Annotated in this window: 16 protein-coding genes; 6 read left to right on the top strand and 10 right to left on the bottom strand. The window is 31.2% G+C overall.

What is annotated here, in order from left to right:
* The 4 genes from nqrF to FHG05_RS06005 all read left to right on the top strand — a co-directional run bounded on the left by nqrF (position 1) and on the right by FHG05_RS06005 (position 5,638).
* On the top strand, positions 1–1,314 hold the full coding sequence (gene nqrF, locus FHG05_RS06020; protein ID WP_140997115.1) for an NADH:ubiquinone reductase (Na(+)-transporting) subunit F: 1,314 nt from the start codon (positions 1–3) through the stop codon (positions 1,312–1,314).
* An 80-nt stretch (positions 1,315–1,394) separates the two neighbouring features.
* Positions 1,395–1,760, top strand: coding sequence for a Na(+)-translocating NADH-quinone reductase subunit F (locus FHG05_RS06015; protein WP_140997114.1), 366 nt, complete (start codon positions 1,395–1,397; stop codon positions 1,758–1,760).
* Complete coding sequence (locus FHG05_RS06010) at positions 1,738–2,763, top strand: FAD:protein FMN transferase (RefSeq protein WP_140997113.1); 1,026 nt, start codon at positions 1,738–1,740, stop codon at positions 2,761–2,763. Before FHG05_RS06015 ends, FHG05_RS06010 begins: the two co-directional genes overlap by 23 nt.
* A gap of 70 nt (positions 2,764–2,833) precedes the next feature.
* Complete coding sequence (locus tag FHG05_RS06005; RefSeq protein ID WP_140997112.1) at positions 2,834–5,638, top strand: M16 family metallopeptidase; 2,805 nt, start codon at positions 2,834–2,836, stop codon at positions 5,636–5,638.
* Positions 5,639–5,687: 49 nt separating this feature from the next.
* Here the strand turns inward: FHG05_RS06005 and FHG05_RS06000 are convergent, their stop codons facing one another.
* From FHG05_RS06000 to map, 4 genes are read right to left on the bottom strand one after another with little or no spacing between them, the layout of a single operon-like run.
* Entirely contained in the window at positions 5,688–8,612 is a 2,925-nt protein-coding gene (locus FHG05_RS06000) for a DEAD/DEAH box helicase (RefSeq protein WP_140997111.1), read from the bottom strand.
* A gap of 6 nt (positions 8,613–8,618) precedes the next feature.
* Positions 8,619–9,389, bottom strand: coding sequence for a class I SAM-dependent methyltransferase (locus tag FHG05_RS05995; RefSeq protein ID WP_140997110.1), 771 nt, complete (start codon positions 9,387–9,389; stop codon positions 8,619–8,621).
* A gap of 6 nt (positions 9,390–9,395) precedes the next feature.
* Entirely contained in the window at positions 9,396–10,163 is a 768-nt protein-coding gene (locus FHG05_RS05990; protein ID WP_140997109.1) for a DUF3667 domain-containing protein, read from the bottom strand.
* A 46-nt stretch (positions 10,164–10,209) separates the two neighbouring features.
* A complete protein-coding gene (gene map, locus FHG05_RS05985) occupies positions 10,210–11,028 on the bottom strand; it encodes a type I methionyl aminopeptidase (protein ID WP_140997108.1) in 819 nt (272 codons plus the stop codon).
* A 144-nt stretch (positions 11,029–11,172) separates the two neighbouring features.
* Between map and FHG05_RS05980 the strand changes: the two genes are divergently transcribed.
* Positions 11,173–12,447 carry an acetyl-CoA hydrolase/transferase family protein gene (locus tag FHG05_RS05980; protein ID WP_140997107.1) on the top strand — a complete coding sequence of 425 codons (1,275 nt, stop codon included), beginning with the start codon at positions 11,173–11,175 and terminating at the stop codon, positions 12,445–12,447.
* 115 nt (positions 12,448–12,562) lie between these two features.
* Positions 12,563–12,901, top strand: a complete 339-nt coding sequence (locus FHG05_RS05975) for an RNA recognition motif domain-containing protein (RefSeq protein ID WP_140997106.1) — start codon at positions 12,563–12,565, stop codon at positions 12,899–12,901.
* Between the two features lie 52 nt (positions 12,902–12,953).
* On the opposite strand, the gene FHG05_RS05970 is transcribed toward FHG05_RS05975, so the two are convergent.
* From FHG05_RS05970 to FHG05_RS05945, 6 genes are all read right to left on the bottom strand, one after another.
* A complete protein-coding gene (locus FHG05_RS05970; protein ID WP_140997105.1) occupies positions 12,954–14,336 on the bottom strand; it encodes a TolC family protein in 1,383 nt (460 codons plus the stop codon).
* 4 nt (positions 14,337–14,340) lie between these two features.
* Positions 14,341–15,693 (bottom strand): HlyD family secretion protein, encoded by a 1,353-nt coding sequence (locus FHG05_RS05965; RefSeq protein WP_140997104.1) that lies wholly within the window; start codon positions 15,691–15,693, stop codon positions 14,341–14,343.
* Positions 15,694–15,712: 19 nt separating this feature from the next.
* Entirely contained in the window at positions 15,713–17,359 is a 1,647-nt protein-coding gene (locus FHG05_RS05960; RefSeq protein ID WP_140997103.1) for a peptidase domain-containing ABC transporter, read from the bottom strand.
* Positions 17,356–18,027: a TetR/AcrR family transcriptional regulator gene (locus tag FHG05_RS05955; RefSeq protein ID WP_140997102.1), complete on the bottom strand. Its 672-nt coding sequence runs from the start codon at positions 18,025–18,027 to the stop codon at positions 17,356–17,358. Before FHG05_RS05955 ends, FHG05_RS05960 begins: the two co-directional genes overlap by 4 nt.
* Positions 18,028–18,146: 119 nt before the next feature.
* Positions 18,147–21,728 carry a T9SS type B sorting domain-containing protein gene (locus tag FHG05_RS05950; protein ID WP_140997101.1) on the bottom strand — a complete coding sequence of 1,194 codons (3,582 nt, stop codon included), beginning with the start codon at positions 21,726–21,728 and terminating at the stop codon, positions 18,147–18,149.
* A 74-nt stretch (positions 21,729–21,802) separates the two neighbouring features.
* Positions 21,803–22,435, bottom strand: coding sequence for a thioredoxin family protein (locus FHG05_RS05945; RefSeq protein WP_140997100.1), 633 nt, complete (start codon positions 22,433–22,435; stop codon positions 21,803–21,805).

Raw genomic sequence — 22,435 nt, 5'->3', positions numbered from 1 at the left:
ATGATAGCATTAGAAGTAAGTACTACAGGTTTAATTTTAACAACAGTAGTTGCCTTTTTGGTTTTATTATTGGTTTTAGTAGCGGTTATTTTGTTTGCTAAAGCAAAATTAGTTCCTTCAGGACCTGTTAAAATTAAAATCAATGGTGAAGAAGAAATTGAAGTAAATTCAGGAAGTTCTTTATTATCTACATTAGGAAGTTCAAAAATATTTTTACCATCTGCTTGTGGAGGTGGAGGAACATGTATTCAATGTAAATGTAAAGTCTTAGAAGGTGGAGGAGAAGCTTTGCCTACTGAAACTCCTCATTTCAATAGAAAAGAATTAGCAGAAGGTTGGCGTTTAGGATGTCAGGTGAAAGTAAAAGGAGATATGAAAATTGAGGTGCCAGAAGAAGTATTTGGTATCAAAAAATTTGAAGCAAAAGTATATTCTAATTACAACGTAGCTTCTTTTATTAAAGAATTCATTGTGGAGTTACCAGATGATATGCACTATGAACCAGGTGGATATATTCAAATTGAAATTCCTAAATGTGAAGTTAAATATTCGGATATAGATATTACTGCTCACCCAGTTGAACATCCTGGTGAACCAGATAAATTCCAAGCAGAATGGGATAAATTCAATTTATGGCCATTAGTAATGAAAAATGATGAGTTGGTTGAAAGAGCTTATTCTATGGCTTCTTACCCAGCTGAAGGAAGAAAAATTATGTTGAATGTACGTGTGGCAACTCCACCTTGGGATAGAAACATCAATGGATGGGCAAAAGTTAATCCTGGTGTAGCATCATCTTATATTTTCTCAAGAAAAGCGGGTGACCCAGTTGTGGTTTCTGGTCCTTATGGAGAGTTCTTCATTAACGAATCCGATGCTGAAATGTTATATGTAGGTGGTGGAGCTGGAATGGCGCCAATGCGTTCGCACTTGTACCACTTGTTCCGTACAGTGAAAACAGGAAGAAAAGTAACCTATTGGTATGGTGGACGTTCTAAGAGAGAGTTATTCTACACGGATCACTTTAGAGCTTTAGAGAAAGATTTTCCTAACTTTAAATTCTATCTTGCCTTGTCTGAACCATTACCTGAAGATAACTGGAAAGTAAAAGACGGTATCAATGGGGAAGGAGATGGATTTGTTGGATTTATTCATAATGTGGTAATTGATAACTATTTATCTCAACATGAAAACCCAGAAGATATTGAATTGTATTTCTGTGGACCTCCAATGATGAATAAAGCCGTTCAAAAAATGGGAGAAGATTTTGGATTAGATCCTGAAAATATTAGATTCGACGACTTCGGTGGATAATCTGAAAATAATAAATAAAAACCGTTCTTATTTTAGAACGGTTTTTTTATTTCTACCCAATCAATTTGTATTTTTGTAGTATGGAAGAATTAACAGAACAAGAATTGCATCAAATTGCCATGAGCCATGTGGGGAAAGACTTAGAAAAAAATGGTTTTGAATTTATAGCGATTAATAGTCAATTAAAAAAACACCCTCAATTTGTTTGTGTTGATAAGAAAACCAATACACTTCACTTTGTAATGGTTCAAGCAGTTCCTTATCCAATTAACCCTGATGAACCGAATATTTTATTTATAGAAACTTTTATGAATCATGCGAAAGCTAAAAATGCCAAAGTGTTATTTGCTGGTGTGGGAATAGCTAACGCAGATGATTTTGAAAAACCAGTATACAGAAATTCTGACTATATAATTAATTACAATGGATATCAAACCCTTTTATAGTTGCCTATTCTTTCTTTTTATTTTACTTTCTTGCCAAGATAAAAAAGATGAAGCTAGAAACGATTTTTTTATAATTCAAGGGGAAGCGCAAGGTAGTACCTATAGTATAAAATACATTGCAACAGAAGAAATTGTTGTTAAAAGTCAGATTGATTCCTTACTGAAAGTATTCGACTTGTCCTTGTCTACTTACAGATCAGATTCTAAAATAACGAAGCTGAATGCTGGTGATTCAACTATAATTGTGGATGATTTATTTGTTGAAACCTTTCGTGCTTCCAATCAAATCTATCAAGAAACAGACGGTTTGTTTGATCCCACTATAGGCGTTTTAATTAATGCATATGGTTTTGGTCCAAGTAAAAAGCATCAAAATTTATCTCAAAAAGAAGTGGATAGTTTGCTACAATATGTAGGTTTTAGTAAAGTAAAATTAGAATCAGATTTGACTATTTCTAAGCAATATTCTCAAACCTATTTCGATTTTAATGCTATTGCTCAAGGTTATTCTGTAGATGTAGTAGTCGATTTTTTAAAAGCCAAAGGAATTAAAAATGCAATCGTTGAAATAGGTGGCGAATTGGTAGCAATAGGCAGTAATACTATCGACCATAAAAAATGGGTTGTAGGAATAGATGATCCTTTGCAAGAACTCGATCAAAGAAAATTAATTGTTACCATTGGAATTGAAAATTTAGGTATGGCAACTTCAGGAAATTATCGAAAGGTAATTACAGATTCTATTACTGGAGAAAAATTTGTTCATATTATTAATCCTAAAACAGGTAAAAGAGAGAAAAACAATATCTTAAGTGCTACGGTTTTAGCTCCAAAATGTATTATGGCAGACGGTTATGCCACTGCTTTTATGTTGATGTCTTTGGAAGATATACAAGCTTTTTCAGAAAAGCATGCTGATTTATATATCATGATTTTATATGCAGATGACAAAAATCAATTGCAACAATTTACTACCGCTAATTTTTCTAAATTGATATTATAAAAGTTAATTTAATTATAATAATTTATCTTATTCAGGGTTATATATTTAGATTTGAAAAAAATATAACTTCATGAAAAAATTTAGACAATTCTTTTACTTTTTGCTGGCAACACCTTCTTTATTAGTTGCACAGGAATTAAAAATGGACAGTCCAATTCCTATGGATCCGTCTGTAAAAACTGGTACATTAAAAAATGGTTTAACGTATTACATTAAGAAAAACAGTAAACCAGAGAATAAAGTGGTATTGCGATTAATGGTGAATGCGGGTTCTATTTTAGAGACTGATGAGCAACAAGGATTAGCTCATTTTATGGAACATATGTGCTTTAACGGAACAAAACGTTTTCCAAAAAATAAATTAGTAGATTATCTCCAAAGCATTGGAGTTAAATTTGGTCAACACCTTAATGCATATACTAGTTTTGATGAAACCGTATATTTTTTGCCAATTCCATCTGACGATAAAGAGAAAGTAGAAAAAGGATTTCAAATTATTGAAGATTGGGCTTTCAATACCACGCTTACACCAGAAGAAATAGATAAAGAAAGAGGTGTGGTTTTAGAAGAATACAGATTAGGTTTAGGTGCTGATAAAAGAATGGAAGACCGTTTTATTCCTAAAATGATGTATAATTCTCAATACGCAAAGCGATTGCCTATTGGTCAAAAAGAAATTTTAGAAAATTTTACCTATGATAAATTAACCTCTTTTTACAAAGATTGGTATCGTCCAAACTTAATGAGTGTAGTAGTTGTTGGAGATATTGACGTTGCTGAAATGGAACAAAAAATTAAAGATCATTTTTCAGCTTATAAAAACCCCAAAAATGAAAAGCCAAGAAAAGTTTTTGATGTTCCTAATCATAAAGAAACATTTGTAGCAATCGAAAGTGATAAAGAAGCTGCTTTTACTCAAGTTCAATTATTATATAAAGATAAAACGGAACCTAAAAAAACAATAACTATAAAAGATTTTAGAGACGAATTAATTGAAGGTTTGTTTACAACCATGTTGAATAATAGACTAGAAGAAAAGCAAAATTCACCTACTCCACCTTTCACTTTTGGTTACACCTATCATGGTGGAACTTGGGCTAGAACCAAAGAAGCTTTTCAATCTTTTGCAATGGTAGGTCAAGATAAACAGTTAGATGCTTTAAAAGTTCTAGTTGAAGAAAATGAAAGAGTAAAGAAGTTTGGTTTTACAGATGGAGAATTGGAGAGAGCAAAATCAGAATTCTTAAACCAAATTGAAAGACAATATAATGAAAGAGATAAAACGGAATCAGATCGATTTGTAAATGAATTACAGCGTAATTTTCTAGATCAAGAGCCTGTTCCAAGTATAGAATGGACTTTTGTAACCATGAAACAGCTTTTGCCAACGATTTCATTGAAAGAAACAAATGATTTGATTGCAAAATATATACAAGATGAAAATAGGGTAGTCATCTTAACAGGACCTGAAAAAGAAGGTTTAGTTTTACCAACTGAAAAAGAAGTATTAGCAGCAATTAATGTTGATGAAAATGCCTTGCAGCCTTACCAAGATACTGAAATGGTTACTAGTTTATTAAAAAAAATACCTGAAAAAGGAAAAGTAGTTACTACAGAAAAGAATGATAAATTGGATATTACAACTTTAACGCTCTCTAATGGTGCTAAGGTAATATACAAAAAAACAGATTTCAAAAATGACGAAATACAATTTCAAGCTATTAGTTTTGGGGGTACAAATTTAGTTGCTAATGACGATTATATGAAAGCGTCTTTAGCAATGGGCGGGTTAACGGAAGCTGGTTTTTCTGGAATGAATAAAAACGATATTAATAAATTTATGACTGGAAAAATTGCAAGAGTAAATCCGTATGTAAGCTCAACAACAGAAGGCATGAATGGTTCTTCTACGCCTAAAGATTTTGAATATTTAATGCAAATGATTCACGCCTATTTTACGGATTTAAATAAAGATAAAGAGGCATACAATGGTTTTGTAGTTAAACAAAAGGGGTTTATGAGTAATTTGTTATCACAACCATCCACGTATTTTTCAAATGAATTATATAGTTATTTAAATAAAGAAAATCCAAGATACAAAGGTTTTCCAAAGCCTGAAGATTATGATAATGCGGACTACGATTTAGCGTATACTATTTATAAAGAACGCTTCGCTAATGCAGGAGATTTTACATTTTATTTTGTAGGAAATATAGATGAATCAAAAATAGTGGACTATTCAGAACGTTATCTTGCTTCGCTACCTTCTTCAAATAAAAAAGAAAATATGGTAGATTTAGGATATAGAATGTTGAAGGGAGAACATAAAAAAATAGTTAATAAAGGAAAGGATCCAAAAAGTACAGTTAATATTATGTTTTATGGAGATTGTAAGTATGATAGTGAAGAAGCATTTGCTTTAAAAGCATTAGGTGATGTCTTGACTATTAAATTAGTAGAAGAACTTAGAGAAAATGAAAGTGGTGTATATGGTGTAGGTGCAAGAGGCTCTATGAGTAAAATGCCATATGGTAGCTATAGTTTTTCAATTAATTTTCCTTGTGGACCAGAAAATGCTGAAACTTTGATTGCTTCGGCTTTAAGAGAAGTCAATAAAATTATTGAAAAAGGTCCTGAACAAAAGGATGTAGATAAGTTTAAAGAAACAGAAAAGTTAGATTACAAGGAAAAAATAAAAGAAAATAGATTTTGGATGACAAGTTTAACAAAAGCACAACTTAACGGAAGTAATCCTGAAGAAATGTTGCATTATTTAGATCAAGTATCTAAAATAACTGCAAAGGATATACAAGCTGTCGCGAAAAAATATCTATCAAAAGATAAAGTTGTTGCGGTGTTAATGCCAGAAGAATAAATTTAAAAAATAGATTTTTATAAAAACCCACTTAAAAAAGTGGGTTTTTTTATTCTAAAATATAATTAATATTGTCAAAAATTTCCTCTGGAATTGTATTTTCAATAATAGAGTCTGAAATTTCTTTTTTATTTTGTTGTAATAGGTTTATTTTTTCTTCGATTGTGTCTTTCGCTATAAATCGAACCACACTGACTTGGTTTTTTTGACCAATGCGATGTGCTCTTCCAATGGCTTGTAATTCTGCAAAAGGATTCCACCAAGGATCCAAAAGAAGTACGTAGGAAGCTTTAGTTAAGTTTAAACCCGTTCCGCCTGCTTTTAAAGAAATAAAGAAAAGTAATTGAGAGTCTTCTTCTTGAAAAGCAGTCACTTGTTTTTCTCGATCTTTTATAGGCGTATTTCCTGTTAAAAGACAATAGTTGATTTTTTGTTTTTCACACCAATCGGTATAGATTTTTAAATGAGAAGTGTAGGAGCTAAAAATTAATGTTTTTTGTTGGGCTTGTACCAATGTTTCTAAATAAGCCGTAACATCTGAAAATTTTCCAGAATCCATTTGTTCCCCAATTAAAATAGGATGATTCGCTAATTGTCGTAGTTTGGATAAAGCATTAAGGATAGAAATTTTGGAATTTTGTTGGGCTTCCAAAGCATTTATCTTTTTGTCAATTAAATAGTTTCTAATAATTGATTTTTCATTATCATATAGTTTGGCTTGTTGTTCACTCATTTCAGAATAAAATAGTTGCTCTGAAATTTCAGGTAAATCTTGTGCCACTTCCATTTTGGTTCTCCTCAATAAATAAGGATTTATCAATGATTTTAATTCTTTAATTTTTTGAACATCTTTTTGTTTTTCAATTGGTTTTTTAAAATGAGTGTCAAAAAAACTAAAACTGTTTAATAAATTAGGATTTATAAATTGCATTTGACTCCATAAATCACTTAAAGAATTTTCTATGGGAGTTCCGCTTAAAGATACTTTATGAGTCGCATTTATAGTATTGATCGCTTTGTAAATCTTAGAATTTCTGTTTTTTATTTGCTGACTTTCGTCTATAATTAGAAAATGAAACGGTATCGTTTTTAGTAGCGCAATATCTTTAAGTAATAAACCGTAAGAAGTAAAAACCAAGTCTACTTTGTCTATTTTTTTACGTTTTATTTTTCGATCTAAACCTGTATAATTTAATCGTGTAAAATGTGGTGCGAATTTTTTGGTTTCATTAAACCAGTTATAGGTTAAAGAACTTGGAGCAACGACTAGTGCTTTTAACTTTTTTTCTTTATTCAGCGAAGTACTAAATAAATCAAATGCAGATTCGTCTTCTTGTACAATTGAAAAATCCTCTTCAAAGCGAGTAAAAACAAAATCCAAATAAGCTAGGGTTTGAATGGTTTTTCCCAAACCCATGTCATCTGCTAAACAAGAACCAAGCCCTAATTGGTAATTTTTTACCAACCAATTCACGCCTTCTATTTGATAGTTTCTTAATGAAGCTTGAATCTTACCAGTGCTTTCATAAGGTATAATTTCTTTGTTGAAAGAATTATTTTCTGTTGCAATTCCTGTTTCTTCTAATAAGGTAAAATGGTTTTTCTGAATTTGGATTTTCTGATTTTGGTGTTTGCCAAAATCCGCCAAAGGCTTATACTTACTAAACCATTCATCAGGGATTATAAAAATACTCTCATCTGGTAATTCATACAAACGATTACCCGATTTTAAATAAGGAATAATTGCAGAAAACGGTAAAGAATAGTTGCCAATTTCAATGGTCATTTCAATATCAAACCAATCTTTGTTTTCTACAAAATGAGATGCTATATTATAAGCTGCTGTATTGATTAATTTGTCATTTATATTCCAATCAATACTAATATTTGTAGTTGTAATTTTATCTTGTTTAGCAATTAGTGCTGTTATATTGTAATATTCTGAAACTTCATGAATCGCATTGGTAAAAGAAGCAAACTTTGAATTTAAAAATAACAAACCGTTTGTTTCAAGCTCTTTTACAAATGCAGTTTCTTGTTTTTTATTGCGTACGGTTTGAAGCACAGTAAACTCATTGTTTTCGTCATAATTCAAACTAATATGCGAGTTTTTTTCATCGGTAATAGAGAAGGTGTAATCTTCATAAACAAAAAAAACTTCTAGCAGATATATTTTATGTGTAATTGATAAACTAGGCTTTATAATACAACCTTTACAAGAAGTGTCTTTTATAACACTAAAACCTTCTGCTTCTATGGGAACTTTCTTAATAACATTCTTGATAAACTTATTAAAGTATTCAATGCTGTTTTTATTAGGAATGATGACTTCTTTCTTTTGTAAAAAAGGTTTTAGTTTGTTTCCATTAATATGTTGGATATGATATATTTTACCGTTCAAAGTAATCCATGAAGGCTCGTTCATTACAATTTTTAACTCTTGTTTAAAAGGGAAAAATTCATTTTGGTTATCCAATAAACTCAAACGGTAAATCAAGTTTTCGGTTGTCTTGGAAAAATAAAATTTAGGTTCCAATGGGGTTGATGCAAATACTACTTGTTGTTTGTTAAAAACATCTTTTTTGTTTAAATCAATACTTAAAGGAAGAGTTGTGGATGATATGAGCTTAAAAAAGCTTTCCATGGAAAAAGTGACAAAATGAGTGACTAGTTTTTTTACTTTTACATCACTTAAAAGTAATTCCAGACTCTTTGCCTCTTTGTTTTTAATCTTGTATTTGGAAAGGATTTGTTTTGGAGTTAATTTGTCACAAATGCTTAATAATTGTTGTTCCGTTGCATTTAATTCAATTTCTGATTCTGCAATCGTTTTGGAATTAGCAATTTTAATGATATAAGATAATACATCTTCATTTTGCTCAACAATATAAGCAGAAGGAGTGTAGGTTTCTAAAATGGTATGATAAGATAAATCAAATACTAAAGCATGATTTATCTCTTTTGAAATGGGCATATCTAATTATTTAAAGCAAACTGGGATAATTTCTCCTTTGGCTAAACAGTATTTCTCTACTAAATCATTAGAAAGTGTTTGGGTGTAATTTACTTCTTTTACTTGGAAGCCAATACTCCTTAATTTATCAAAATAATCACGTCCATAAACTCTTACATGATCGTATTGTCCAAAAATTTTGGCACGTTCTTTTGGATCCGTAATGCTATCGTCTGAAAAAGTAGTGGCTCGAGATAAATCTTGAGGAATTTGAAAAATTCCCATTCCACCAGGTTTTAAAACGCGATATAATTCTTGCATTGCTTTAGTATCGTCTGGAATGTGCTCTAAAACATGATTGCAAAAAATAATATCGTACGTGTTGTCTTTAAAAGGTAAATTACAAATATCTGCTTTTACATCGGCAAGTGGTGAAAGTAGGTCGGTTGTTGTATAGTGAAGGTTTTTTTGTTTTTTGAATCGTTTGTAAAACTCTTGTTCGGGAGCAAAATGTAAAACCTCTAGTTTTTCTTCTGAGGTGAAGAAATTGGTTTCATTTTGAAGGTATAACCAAAGTAAACGATGTCTTTCTAAAGATAAAGTGCTTGGAGATAACACATTATTTCTTTGGGTACCATAACCATATGGGAGGAACATAGAAAAACTTTTGCCATCAATAGGGTCAGTGTATTTATTTCCTCTTAATAAAAAAGCAATAATAGGTCTTACAACAATACTCAAGCGAATGAGTAGCGGTCTTGGAATGGTATTAAGGATAAACTTGAATATCTTTTTCATATATAATTACTTTGATAGAAGCATAGTTAAAATTACAATACCTCCTATAAGAATTGATAAAATGATATATACCAATAAGGCTAAGCCCCAAAATTTTAAAATAGAAACAACCACTTGTTTTGCATTTAAATGGTACAATTTCTTAAAAACATAGACACTAAAACAAACCGAAAATAAAATTTGTATGGTAAAAAACGGTGAAGGTTGGTGTAGTAGGTGTAATAATACAATTTGTATAAATATGGAAACATATCCAATATTGGTTTGCATGTACGAATTGAATACCAAATGCTCAAAGAAATTATTTCCTTTTCTTTTAAATGTAAGATAGGTTAATAAGGAATATATGGGAATTGTTAAGATGATGATAAAATTATAGTAATTATAGAAGGAACTATAAAACTTTTTCATATCTATTTGAGGTACATTAGGATCAGTAGCACCTTTGTTAAAATTAGCTGTAAAATCATAAATGTCAGGCAAGGGAAATAACTTATAAAAAAGTACTGCAACTGTAGTATATAAAATCAAATATGAAAAGGGCTGAAAGTATTTTTTTCTAGCACCATTAATATACGCTTCTAAAACGTCTTTGGGGTGTTTGAATAAACCTATAAAAGTTCTCCAGAAATTGTTGTCCCAGCTCAAAAAAGGGCCAACAAATTCTTCCATAGTTCCTTTAAAAGACAATCGGTCATGAACAATTTTTGCCCCACAATTAGAACAAAATTTATCCTGATCCTCTAATAGGTTGTCACAAGTTTTACAGTTCATGATGTTTGTTTTATAACGAAAGCAATAGAATGATTTCTATATATAATTATAATACGAGTGTTTGTTGTCTTAATCCTTCTTCTTCATTACTCGTAATTCCTAAAGCATCATAGATATACGCAAAAGTAGAAAGTAATTCGGGTTTTCCGTCAACAATAGCCACATCATGTTCAAAATGAGCACTAGGTTTTCCATCAGCTGTAGTAATGGTCCAACCGTCTCTATGTTGAATAATGTTTTTAGTACCCATATTTATCATCGGTTCAATAGCAATTACCATTCCGTTAACTAATTTTTTACCTCTACCACGTTTACCATAATTAGGAACCTCTGGATCTTCATGCATTTTTCTTCCTAAACCATGACCACATAGTTCACGAACTACACCATAACCATGTTTTTCACAATATTGTTGAATCGCAAAGCCAATGTCTTCTACTCGATTCCCCACTTTAGTAGCTCGAATTCCTTCATAAAGCGATTCTTTAGTTACTTGAAGTAATTTTTTGGTTGCCACATCTACTTCACCCACTTCAAATGTATAAGCATGATCTCCATAGAAACCATTTTTATAAGCACCACAATCAACTGAAATAATATCACCTTCTTGTAAAGGAGTGTTATTTGGAATTCCGTGTACTACTTGCGTATTTGGACTCATACAAAGTGAATTAGGAAAGCCATACAAGCCTAAAAATGCAGGTTCTGCACCATGATCTCTAATGTATTCTTCTGCAATTTTATCTAAATATAGCGTGGTTACACCAGGTTTAATTTCTTTGGCAATTATACCTAATGTTTTAGAAACGATTAGGGCACTTTCGCGCATTAATTCGATTTCTTCTTTCGTTTTTATAACAATCATAATAATCCAATTCAAAAAGCAAAAATACAATTTTAAATCATTTTATCAGACTTATTTTGGATTCCTTTTTGGTAGTAAAAGATGAGAAAAATCATGTTTTGTGTAATTCAGCTATGTTAATTTTGTATAATAAATATAAAAGGTATGAGTCAGTTTGTAACAGCAGCTGAAGCGGTTAAAATTGTACAATCTGGAGATAGAGTGTATGTTCAAGCAGCAGCTGCCACACCCACGGTTTTAACAAAAGCGCTTTCCGAAAGAGCTTCTGAACTTAAAAATGTTGAAATTTGTCACTTGCATACAGAAGGAGATGCTCCTTACGCTAACCCAGATTTAGCAGCAAGTTTTCATGTGAACTCTTTTTTTATTGGGGCCAATGTAAGACACACATTAAAAGCGGGAAATGGTTCTTATACGCCTGTTTTTTTAAGTGAATTGCCTTTGCTTTTCAGAAAAAAAGTAGTGTTGTTAGATGTGGTTTTTATTCAAGTTTCACCACCAGATTTACATGGATATTGTTCTTTAGGGGTTTCTGTTGAGGCATCAATTGCGGCTATTGAAAGTGCCAAAAAAGTGGTAGCGCAGGTAAATCCAAATATGCCTAGAACTTTTGGAGATGGTATCATTCACATTTCAAAAATTGATTATTTGGTTGAAGTGAATTTGCCTATACATGCTCATGAAGTAGCTCCATTTACAACCGCAGAAGAAAAAATAGGAACCTTTGTGGCTTCTTTAATTGAGGATAAAAGTACCTTGCAAATGGGAATTGGGTCTATCCCGAATGCCGCTTTATCAAAATTAATTCATCATAAAGATTTAGGCTTGCATACTGAAATGTTTTCGGATGGAGTAATCGATTTAATTGAAAAAAACGTAATCAATTGTAATTATAAAGGTGTTTTTAAAGGAAGAGCTTTGGCAACTTTTTTAATAGGTTCAAAACGATTGTATAATTTTGTAAATGATAATCCTTTTATTGAGATGAAAGAATCTTCTATTGTAAATGATACCGCTCGCATTCGCAAAAATTCAAAAATGGTTGCTATTAATTCAGCGATTGAAGTAGATGTTACAGGGCAAGTTTGCGCCGATTCAATTGGTGTTAAAATGTATTCTGGTGTAGGAGGTCAGATGGATTTTATTAGAGGTGCTTCTTTAAGTGAAGGAGGAAAAGCTATTATTGCTTTGCCATCAATTACAAAAAAAGGAGAAAGTAGAATTGTTCCTTATTTAAAACAAGGTGCTGGAGTAGTTACTACTCGATCACATATTCATTATGTAATTACAGAAAATGGAATTGCTGATTTATATGGTAAAACCTTAAAACAAAGAGTAAATGAGTTGGTAAAAATTGCGCATCCAAACCACCAAGAATGGATTGAAAAAGCCTATTTTGATTTAGTAAATGGTTTGTAACTCAATACATTGCTAGTTTAAATATTATTTTTATGTAAACATTTGAAAATAAATGAAATAAAAAACTTTTGTATGCATTAAAAGATTACCTTTGTTTTAATTATAATATATATTTATGAACATTTTTGTAGGAAGCCTTCCTTTTAGTATTGAGGAAGCAGATTTAAGAGGTTTTTTTGAAGAGTATGGAACTGTTGATTCAGTTAAGATTATCTCTGATAAATTTACTGGAAGAAGTAAAGGATTTGGATTCGTTGAGATGCCAAATGATGCGGAAGCTCAAAAAGCTATCGATGAGTTAAATGGTGGTACTGTTGAAGGCAGAACTATCGTTGTAAACAAATCTGAACCAAAACCTGAAGGTGAAAGAAGATCTTTCAACCGTAATGGAAATGGTGGAGGAGGAAGAGGAAACTTTTCTAACAGAGATAACAATAGAGGTGGTCGTTACTAATTATCTGTAGTGTTATAAATTAAAAATCCCGATTATTTCGGGATTTTTTTATTTAATTAAGTTTGGCCATCGTTTTAAATAGCCCTGCTGAAGCTAATAAATAAGCATTTTCCAAAGCAATGTTTGAAAGTTGCGAACTTACTACAGTGTTTTCTCTCGAATTAATTAAAAATAAAGAACTTTCACCCATTTGGAACAATCGTTCTTCTGCTGCAAGCATGGTGTTGTAATCATTTACTAAACTAGTGTTTAAAATGCGCTGCTTTTTATAGGATTCAATTTCTTGTTTTTGAGCTTCTATTTTATTGGTTAAATTCTCTTTTTCAAATTGCAAGCTCAACTCAGTATCCTGAACTTTTAATTGAGCTAACTTTACATTGGCTCTTTCTTTTCTTAAAAATAAAGGGAACGAAAAGTTTACTCCAATTTTATAATCTTCAAAACGATAATTCTCAAATGTACTTGGTTCAGAAAGATAATTATAACTAAGATCTAATTTGGGTAAAATGCGATTGGCTTGTAATCGTCGATCGGTGTTTAAAATGTCAATTTTAGATTGTAATGCATTCAATTTAGGATGGTTATCCATATTGAGTAACAAATAATCTTCTATATTTAATGTAGTTAAAATCGTTTTTTCAATATTTAAATCTGGAAACAAAACATCTTCTAATTCTAATGGAATATTGTTTTCTGTCCATAAAAAATTAGACAACTCGAGCTTCGCTTTGGTTAATTTTAATTGAGCATTTTCCAAATTTAACTTTCTAGATTTCACAGTTATTCCTGCTTCAATACTATCGATACCGGCTTTGTCTCCTTGTTCAATTAATACGAGAATACCTTTATATCTTTCCGTTGCATTTTCTAAATAAGTTGTGTAAAGTTGCTTTTCATCATAACTTCTTTTCCAATTAATATAGCTCACAGTTGCTGCGTGAAGAATAGCTGTAGTTTCTAAATCTCTTTCAGCCTGATTTAATTTTTGATACGATTTGGCTTTTCTTAATTCTGCCATTCTTTCATTAATCCAAAGTCCTTGTCCAATAGGTATAGTAATTCCTAATGAAGTTAATCCTGAATTGGGAACTGAATTTTCTGGATTTAGATAAATACCTTCATTATTATCAAAGGCTGCTTTAATTTCGATACCATACCAAGTTGGTATTTTAAAACTACCATTAAATAATGAATAGTAGGTTTTATCGGAATATTGTTTTTTTAAGAAATCGGCTTCAATTTTTGGATCAAAGGCACCTCTTGCTTTCATTAGCTTTGCTTGAGCTTCAGAGATTTTTAAATCAGCTTGTTTGACCAAAGGATGGTATTTCTTTACATAACCTAGAAACTCTTCAAAAGTAAATTCTCTTGAAGGTTCTTGAGCTACTATAATGCCGCTTAAAAACCAGAAAAGAATACAAATTTTTGATTTCATACATTTATTTTTTTTCCGATTTATTTTTTACGCTTTCTGGTTGGTAAAAGTTAGGTGGGAAGCCGTTTAGGGTTCTCCAAATTTCAAACCAGATAGGCACATCTTCTAATAAAGCGATGGATTGTGTTCCTGCACCAATGCTCAATTGTTCTGGCCATTTTTTATCATTTGGATCGGGGGCAATTAAAACACGGTATTTGCCGTTCTCACTGATGAAATTTTCTTTTGCAACTACAATTCCTCCAAAAGTACCATAAGAAGCTCCTGGCCATCCGCTGAAGACAATTGTTGGCCAACCATCAAACCAAACCCGTACTTTCTCACCTTTGTTTATCAGAGGAAAATCTACAGGTTCAATATACGTTTCTACAGCAATTTCGAAATTGGCAGGCATGATACTTACTATAGATGTGCCTTCTTTTATCGTTTCACCGATTCCTGATTGAATGGCTCTATTTACATAACCATCTTGAGGTGCAGTAATGTAATATAAACCATTTCTGATTTGATAATTGGTGTATTGATTTTTTAATTTGTTCACTTGGGCTTCAGTATCGTATTGCGAACTCAAAGCGGTTTGTCTATCGCTACTGGCTTTGGCTCTCTTTTCTGCATATTCTGCAGCAATACGATTCAATTCCATAGAAGCATTTAAAATTTCATTTTGGCTGGCTAAATATTTGTTTTCTTGGGTGATTATTTTAGCCTGCATTTCTTGTAATTTAACTCTTTTCTCTTCAACGTCTGTAAGTGGTTTTAAGCCTTCTTTGTTTAAATTTACAGCTCTATTGAATTGTGTTTCTGCAATTTTTAATTGTGTTTTTACAGCTTCTAAATCAATACTGTCACTTTTTACTTTTAAATACGCTTGTTTTAATTTGTTCTCTGCTTGTTTGTATTTTAAGTTCTTTTCGCTTTCTATGGCACCAAGTTGCATCTCAAGAGCTTTTACTTTGCTGGCATAAGAATTGACTGCGTTTTCTTTAGCAATTACTTGATTTCCAGTATTTTCTACTAAATTAGGGTCTAAATAATCTTCTTTAATTTCAGAAATAAACAAAATGGTGTCTCCTTTTTTAACGAAATCACCTTCATTTACATACCATTTCTCAATTCGACCTGCAATTGCTGAATGAATGTTTTGTGGTCTTTGATTCGGTTTTAAAGTAGTTACAAAACCAGAACCCGATATGTTTTGCGTCCAAGGGAGAAAAAGGAAAAGTAAGACCAAAATGGCCATCGCACCTAAAAGTCTTTTAATAAATAAATAGCCTTTGTTCTCTGCAAAAACACTATTGGATTTATATTTTGATAAATCAAGATAGGAATCTACTCTATTCTTAGTTATATTTAGCATTATTTTTTCAATTTAGACTTTAAACAATTTGACCATTTTCTAATGTAATAATTTGAGTGGCTTGAGGTAACCAATCTTTACTTGATGCGCTTACCACAACTGTCCAAGGATGATTTTTATCCATTAAAAAAGCAATGATTTTTTGAGACTGTTTCTTATCAATTTTAGTAATAGGATCTTCCAATAAAATAATTTCTGGCTTAGATAAAATACACCTTGCTAAAATAATTTTCTGTACTACAGAAGCATTTATTTGTTTGCCGCCAGGAAATAAAGGAGTGTCTAAACCTAAAGGTAATGTTTTAATGAAATCAATTAATTGGACTTGCTCCAAAACAGTATTAATCTCATTTATTTTAAGGTTTTCATTCTGACACGTAATGTTATCTAAAATAGTTCCTTCAAAAGTGGAATCATCCCTTGTAATTAAACCAATTTTGGATCGATAATTTCCTATGTTGATCTTGTCAATATTTACATTGTTTACAAATAATGTACCTGTACTTGGATCTATTATTTTGGCTAACAATCGAATAAGCGTACTTTTTCCTGAACCGTTTTCACCTTTAATAACAACACGTTCTTTTGGGCGAATGGTTAAGTTAATGTTGTTTAAAATAGGAATTTCAGCTTGGGGGTATTTATAATATACATTTTTTACTTCTAAGGTTATGCCTTCATTGTCTAAAAAGAAATTTTGTGAATTGCTTTCCTTTTCAATTTCTAAATCAGAAACAGCTCCTAATTTTTCTAATGAAGTTAATACATCATAAAAAAGTTCTAACCCACCAAATAATTTTTCAACGGCTGTAATGATAGTTAAAATAATAATTTCAGCCGCTACAAATTGACCAATGTTCATTTGTTGACTTAAAACCAAAATACCTCCAATAATTAATAATCCAGCAGTAATAATGGTTTTAAATCCGACCAATTGGATGAATTGACGCTTTAAAATTTTAAAATGTTTTTCTCTATAATTTAAATAATCATTTACTAAATCATCATTTTTATTTAGAGAGAATTCAAATAGATTTTGATTTTTAAAACTCAAATGATTTCGTGCAATTTCTTGTATCCAATGCGCTACTTTATATTTGTATTTAGACTCTTTTAAACTTGTTTCTAATCCTACTTTAAAATTAGCTTTAAAGATAAAATAGAGTAATCCTAGTAGAAGTATTCCAAAAAGAATAAAAAAAGGATGGTATAAAGAAAGGAGTATAATGCCAAAGAGAATTTGTAAAATGGCAGCAGAAATATCTAATAATAATTTTGAAAATCCTTTTTGAACCGACAAGGTATCAAAAAAACGATTCGCTAATTCTGGTGGATATTGATTGTATAGTTGATTGAATTTTATTTTTGGGAAACGGAATGAAAAATCAAAGGAAGAACGCACAAATATTTTTTGTTGCAGATTCTCCGTTATTCGGTATTGCATAATTTTAAATACGCCTACTAAAATTACCCCGATGACCACTACAATAACTAAAATTCCCCAAGAAGTAGATACTTTTCCCGCTTGAATAAAATTAACAATCGATTGAATTCCTAATGGTAAAGTTAAACTAATCAAACCACCAAAAATGGAATAAAGAAAAATTTGATAAATATCTCGTTTATCAATTAGAATTAAGTTTTTAAATCTTTCTAATGGTGTCATAGTACTGTTTTTTTAATTAAGTCGATATAGAAATCAGCTAAACAATTGGATTCGGATAAATTGGTGATGTTTTTAAAATGTTCTTTTAAATAATGTTGATGCAATGCACCTTGAACTAGGGTTGAAGCTAATGTTTTTGCATATTTATAATCAGGATTCACTTCTTCAATCATTAAAATAATACGGTTCACTACACTTTTATAGACTAAAAAATAGCCTTCTTTGTTCTCTTCGTCTACTTCTTTCGTTAAAAATGTTTTGGTAAACTCCCCAATGATAATTTTATTTAAAATAGACTCATTAATGTGTGTTATAGAGAGGTCATCTTTTATTTCTTCTGTTACAATCTCTATCGCTTTGGCTAATTTTTCCATAGGATCAGAAACATTTGTAGTAGCAAAAACCAATCGATACTCAATCCAAGACCAGTACCATGAAGATAAGTAAAGAAGCAACTTATGTTTGTTTTCAAAATAACGGTAAATCGAACTTTCATTGGATTGAATTTTATCGCCTAACTTTTTAAACGTAAAAGATTCAAATCCAATTTCGTGAATTAATAAAATGCTATGTTCAATAATTTTTTTTCCTAAATCTGAAGTTTCAGGGTTTTTAACATAAAGTTTCTCATTCACACTTATACTAAGATTGGCAAGTAAATTAGTCATAACTGATATTTATACTTACAAATATAATAGTAATACTATCAATTATTGAAAGTTTAACTTTTATTTTAGAATTGTTACAAAAAAATCCTGGAAGAACCAGGATTAAAAATGATTTTTATTTATCGTTTTAAAGTAAAATGACTTTTGAATTCTTTTGTAATATTGTCTTTTGTATAGATTAATTTAAACCAATAATCAGTGGATGGTAATGGCTTTCCATTAAATGTTCCATCCCAGCCAGTACCATTAGGAGCTAATTGTTTTAAAAGCTTTCCATATTTATCAAATATATAAATGGTTAAAACATCAATAGTTTCACTTCCTTGTATATTCCAAGTATCGTTAAAACCATCTCCATTAGGTGTGAAAAAACGTGGAAAATCAGCAATAATAAATTCGGTATACGCATCTCCGCAACCAAATTTGCTTCTCACGCTTAAAGTGTATTTTCCAGGTAGAATATTTGTGAAAATTGGGTCTTCTTGCCAAGATGTTCCGTCAATACTATATAAATAGTCGGAAGAATTAGGTAATGCAATAGCAGTAATTGTGTTTTCTGTATCAAAAGCAATTAATTCAGACGGAGATGCTGTTATGGAATTAGGAGCTAATGATGTTGCTGTTGTAAAATTGAAAATGCTAGAACACATTGCTGCATTAGAAATATTAGTAACCATAACTGAATATTCTCCAACTGTTGAGGTTACAAAAGAAGGGTTTGTTTCATTATTTATTTCATTGCCAGTTATTGCATCAAAACCATTATACCAAGTAAAACTATAGTTGGTTGTATCTAATCCAGTTTTAACTTCTACGGGAGTAATTGTATTGGTTTCTTGATCTATACATATAATGTATGGTTCGTTAGATATGAGATTTTCAGGATAAGGTCTTACATATAAATCTAATTCTAAAATTTTAAAACAAGCGATATTAAGTTCTGAATCTCTATTTACTTTGCTGTTCAAACGAACATATATTGTCTGTGAATTGGCAACTGTATTAGTAAATAGGGTTGGGTTATAAATATAAGTGTTCGTATTGTTCAATGCGTCATTTAAATCGATGTAATAACTAAAAACGATATCTGTTATGGGAGTTGAACCAGCCATTTCGTTTTCACTAACGGTTAAATCAAAAACATCAAACCCAGTATCATTACATATTTCTAAAGGTGTTGGGTTATTCGAAGCACCTGGGTTTGGTAGTACAGCAAGGTCTAAAGTGGTTGTTGCGGCACAATTATTATTAGCAGTATCGATTACATTAATGTAAACAGTAGTAGTTGCGCTTTCATAATTCGAAGGAGTTGCAATTGCATTACCTGTATTTAAATCGGCAAGTGTTTCGTAAAAGGTAACTTGATAATTTGTATTTCCAGCTGTGATTTGATTAATTCTAGATTCTAAATCAAAAAATGCTGTAGTTTCACCACAATGAGTAATAGGATTAGGTTGAATAACCGTTGGATTAGGAAATACGTTGATGTCAAAATTAATTATTGAAATGCATTGCGTAGCGGTATCAAATAATCGAATATAATAAGTTTTAGTTCCAAGTGCTAAAGGTAATGCTGCGTTTTTATTTATAGCGTTTTGATTATTTAGAGCCTCTGAGAAAGAATTAAAATAGGAAGTAACTACAGTAGGATTTTGTCCTGTTAATGCTTCTGTGTCATTAGAACTTAATAGATAATTATCTAACACGCAAATCATTGCTGTGCTTACTGTAGTTTGTAAAGGTGGTGTTGATACAATGACATCAAATGTACCTACACTTTGACAACTAGCTGTAGTTGCTGAAATAACTCTTGCATAAACTGTTGTGGTTCCAATTGGCATTTGATTGGCATTGGTTAAACCATTTAAACCAGTAGAAGCGTCTGAGGTATTGTCATGAAATGTTATAATTACATTTGATAAAGGAAAATAAGTGTTTTTTATAAAAGTTCTTTGGGCTTCAAAATCAACAAAACCATAAGTCTGATTTATTTCAGGGCAAACCGGAGCCATATCTGGATAATTAGATAAGTTTGTTGGGTTTACCTGAATTGTAATTACCGCTGTTCCAGATGAGGTACAGTTTGGAGTAATAGCTTCATTAACTGCTTTTACATAGATAGTTTGGTTAAATGGCGAGCTCGTGTTACTATAATTGGTTGGATTTGTAATTGCATTAGTTAAACCTGCATCTTGATAATAATAAAGTGTTAATCCAGGAGTTGCATTTGTAATTATATCATATAAACTGGTTAAATTCATTTCAGCAATTCCATCTAAAGTAGAAGGAATATAATCGCATTGTTCAAAAAGAATAGGTGTAGTGTTTACTACAGGAAGAGCATTTATGGTAACAGAAACTGTATTGGATATAAAAGTGCATGTATTTTGTTCGGTTGCAACCAAATAATAAGTAGCTGTTGTGTTTACAGTTTGATTACTTGCATTTACATCATAACTTGGTGTTGTAATTCCTGTTGGTAGACCATCTTTATACCATTCATAAGTTACATTCGTATTTAATGATGCATTTGTATTGTTAGATGTAATTGTAAAAGTATCTCCTTCACAAATGGTCTGGTCGCTTTGAATCGTAATATTAGGATTTGCGATTATTCTAATGCTATTGGATTGTACATTAGAACAGGAATTGTTAGAAACAATAACATAGTAATCTCCTGGAAGAGTTGGAGTAATTGAAGCATTTGTTTGTCCAGTTATTGGAGCAGCATTTACATACCATTGGTAACTTAAAACATCTACAATAGGATCTAATAAAGCGCTATTTGTAATAGTGGTGTTCAACACTGGATTTGTATTCAAGCAAGCGGTATTCGAATTTTGAATACTAATATCTGGAACAACATGAAAGCTTAAATCAATGTCTGTGCTACTATCTTGTACAATACTAGGGTTCGTAATATCATAGGCAGTTGTTTCTACCCTGTAATTTCCAGTTTCACTTACCGTAATGGTGTTAGTTGGGCTGGTTGAATCTGTTATTGTAGTTCCAATTTGAACTCCGTCTTTATACCAAGTATAGCTAAATCTTAAATTAGAGACCAAACCACTAAAGTTCGTTACATCAACAGTTGCCATTATGTCTTTAGTTGCGGGTTTACAATAATCGGTAGTAGTAATATCTGTTCCGTCAGTATTTGTAATTTTCGTTAGAGATAGAAAGTCACAATTTGTAGATCCCGAACCGGAAATTTGAGTTACAGTTATGTTACCAGCTATATTAGAGTAATTGTCAATTAGCATAACATATAATTGTCCAGTAGTAGCATTTGGAATGTTAATATTTTCGATACTTGCTGCAGACCAACTACAATCTACTTCTGTTCCAGTATTTAATTGATTACAAACATTATTCAGTGTTGTAAAGGGTCCCCAAAGTACAAAGTCCACATCTGTTCCATTGCCAGATAAATCGGTTTGACTAATTTGTAAAGTAATAGGACCAGAATTTTGAATTTTTATAAAAAACCACGTTGGACCTTGGAAATTTTCTCCAATACAAGTAGTATTAAAGTTTTCACCATTTTGACCCACTGAGTTTGAAAAGGGAACATTCGTTGCGCAAGATTGATAGGCTTCAGGGTTTGCAGCTAATTCTGCACAAGAAGAAGCTCCTCCTTGACCAAATACTGAAAAGCTAACTAAAAAACTGAATATCAGTGTAAAATGTATTGATTTCATAGCAATAATAAACTTGGTCACAAAAATATAAAAAACAAGGACTTATTGTTACATAAATCGTTTTTTAACGTAGTTTATTCGCTGTAAATATGACGATACGGCTTTTTGGATAGAATAGTAAACATGTCTTTTTCTAAATTTTCAACTGGAGATTCTACAATTCTGTTTAATTCCTTGCCGTTTTCAAAGAAAATAAATGTGGGTACATTTGTTATGTTTAAATCTTTTTCGAATGTTTCAGGAGTTGTTTTATCTCTTAACATGGTAATTAATGTTACCTTGTCTTCTGGAAAATGAATATTGTTTAAAATTTTATAAAATTTGGGTACTTGATTCTGGCTATCTTCACACCAAGTTCCCATAAAAATGGTAATAGTATAGTTTATATTGATTTCTTTCAAGGAGTTGATTGCTTCAGAATCAGGTTGGTAATCAGTAAAACCATTTTCAAACCATTCCTTAAAAGGTTCTTGTAATAAGTCAGTTTTTTTGGTTTTACCAACAAGAATTCCATCGACAATTTCTTTTGGGTTGTCTTTTTTAGCCAAATTCAATCCAAGAGTAGCTTTTCCATCTTTCCCGTTTGCTCCATCTATTCCATTGTTTTCATTTGTTCCATTTGTTCCAGGTTTTCCGTCTTCACCTTTAGAATGTAATGCACAACTGTTGATAATTAGGAGAAGGAAGAATAAGCTAATTTTTTTCAT

The sequence above is a fragment of the Flavobacterium profundi genome (assembly GCF_006491645.1).
Lineage (GTDB): Bacteria > Bacteroidota > Bacteroidia > Flavobacteriales > Flavobacteriaceae > Flavobacterium > Flavobacterium profundi.
The sequence above is the reverse complement of the archived record's forward strand: the minus strand, read 5'-3'. Positions and strand labels throughout refer to the sequence as shown.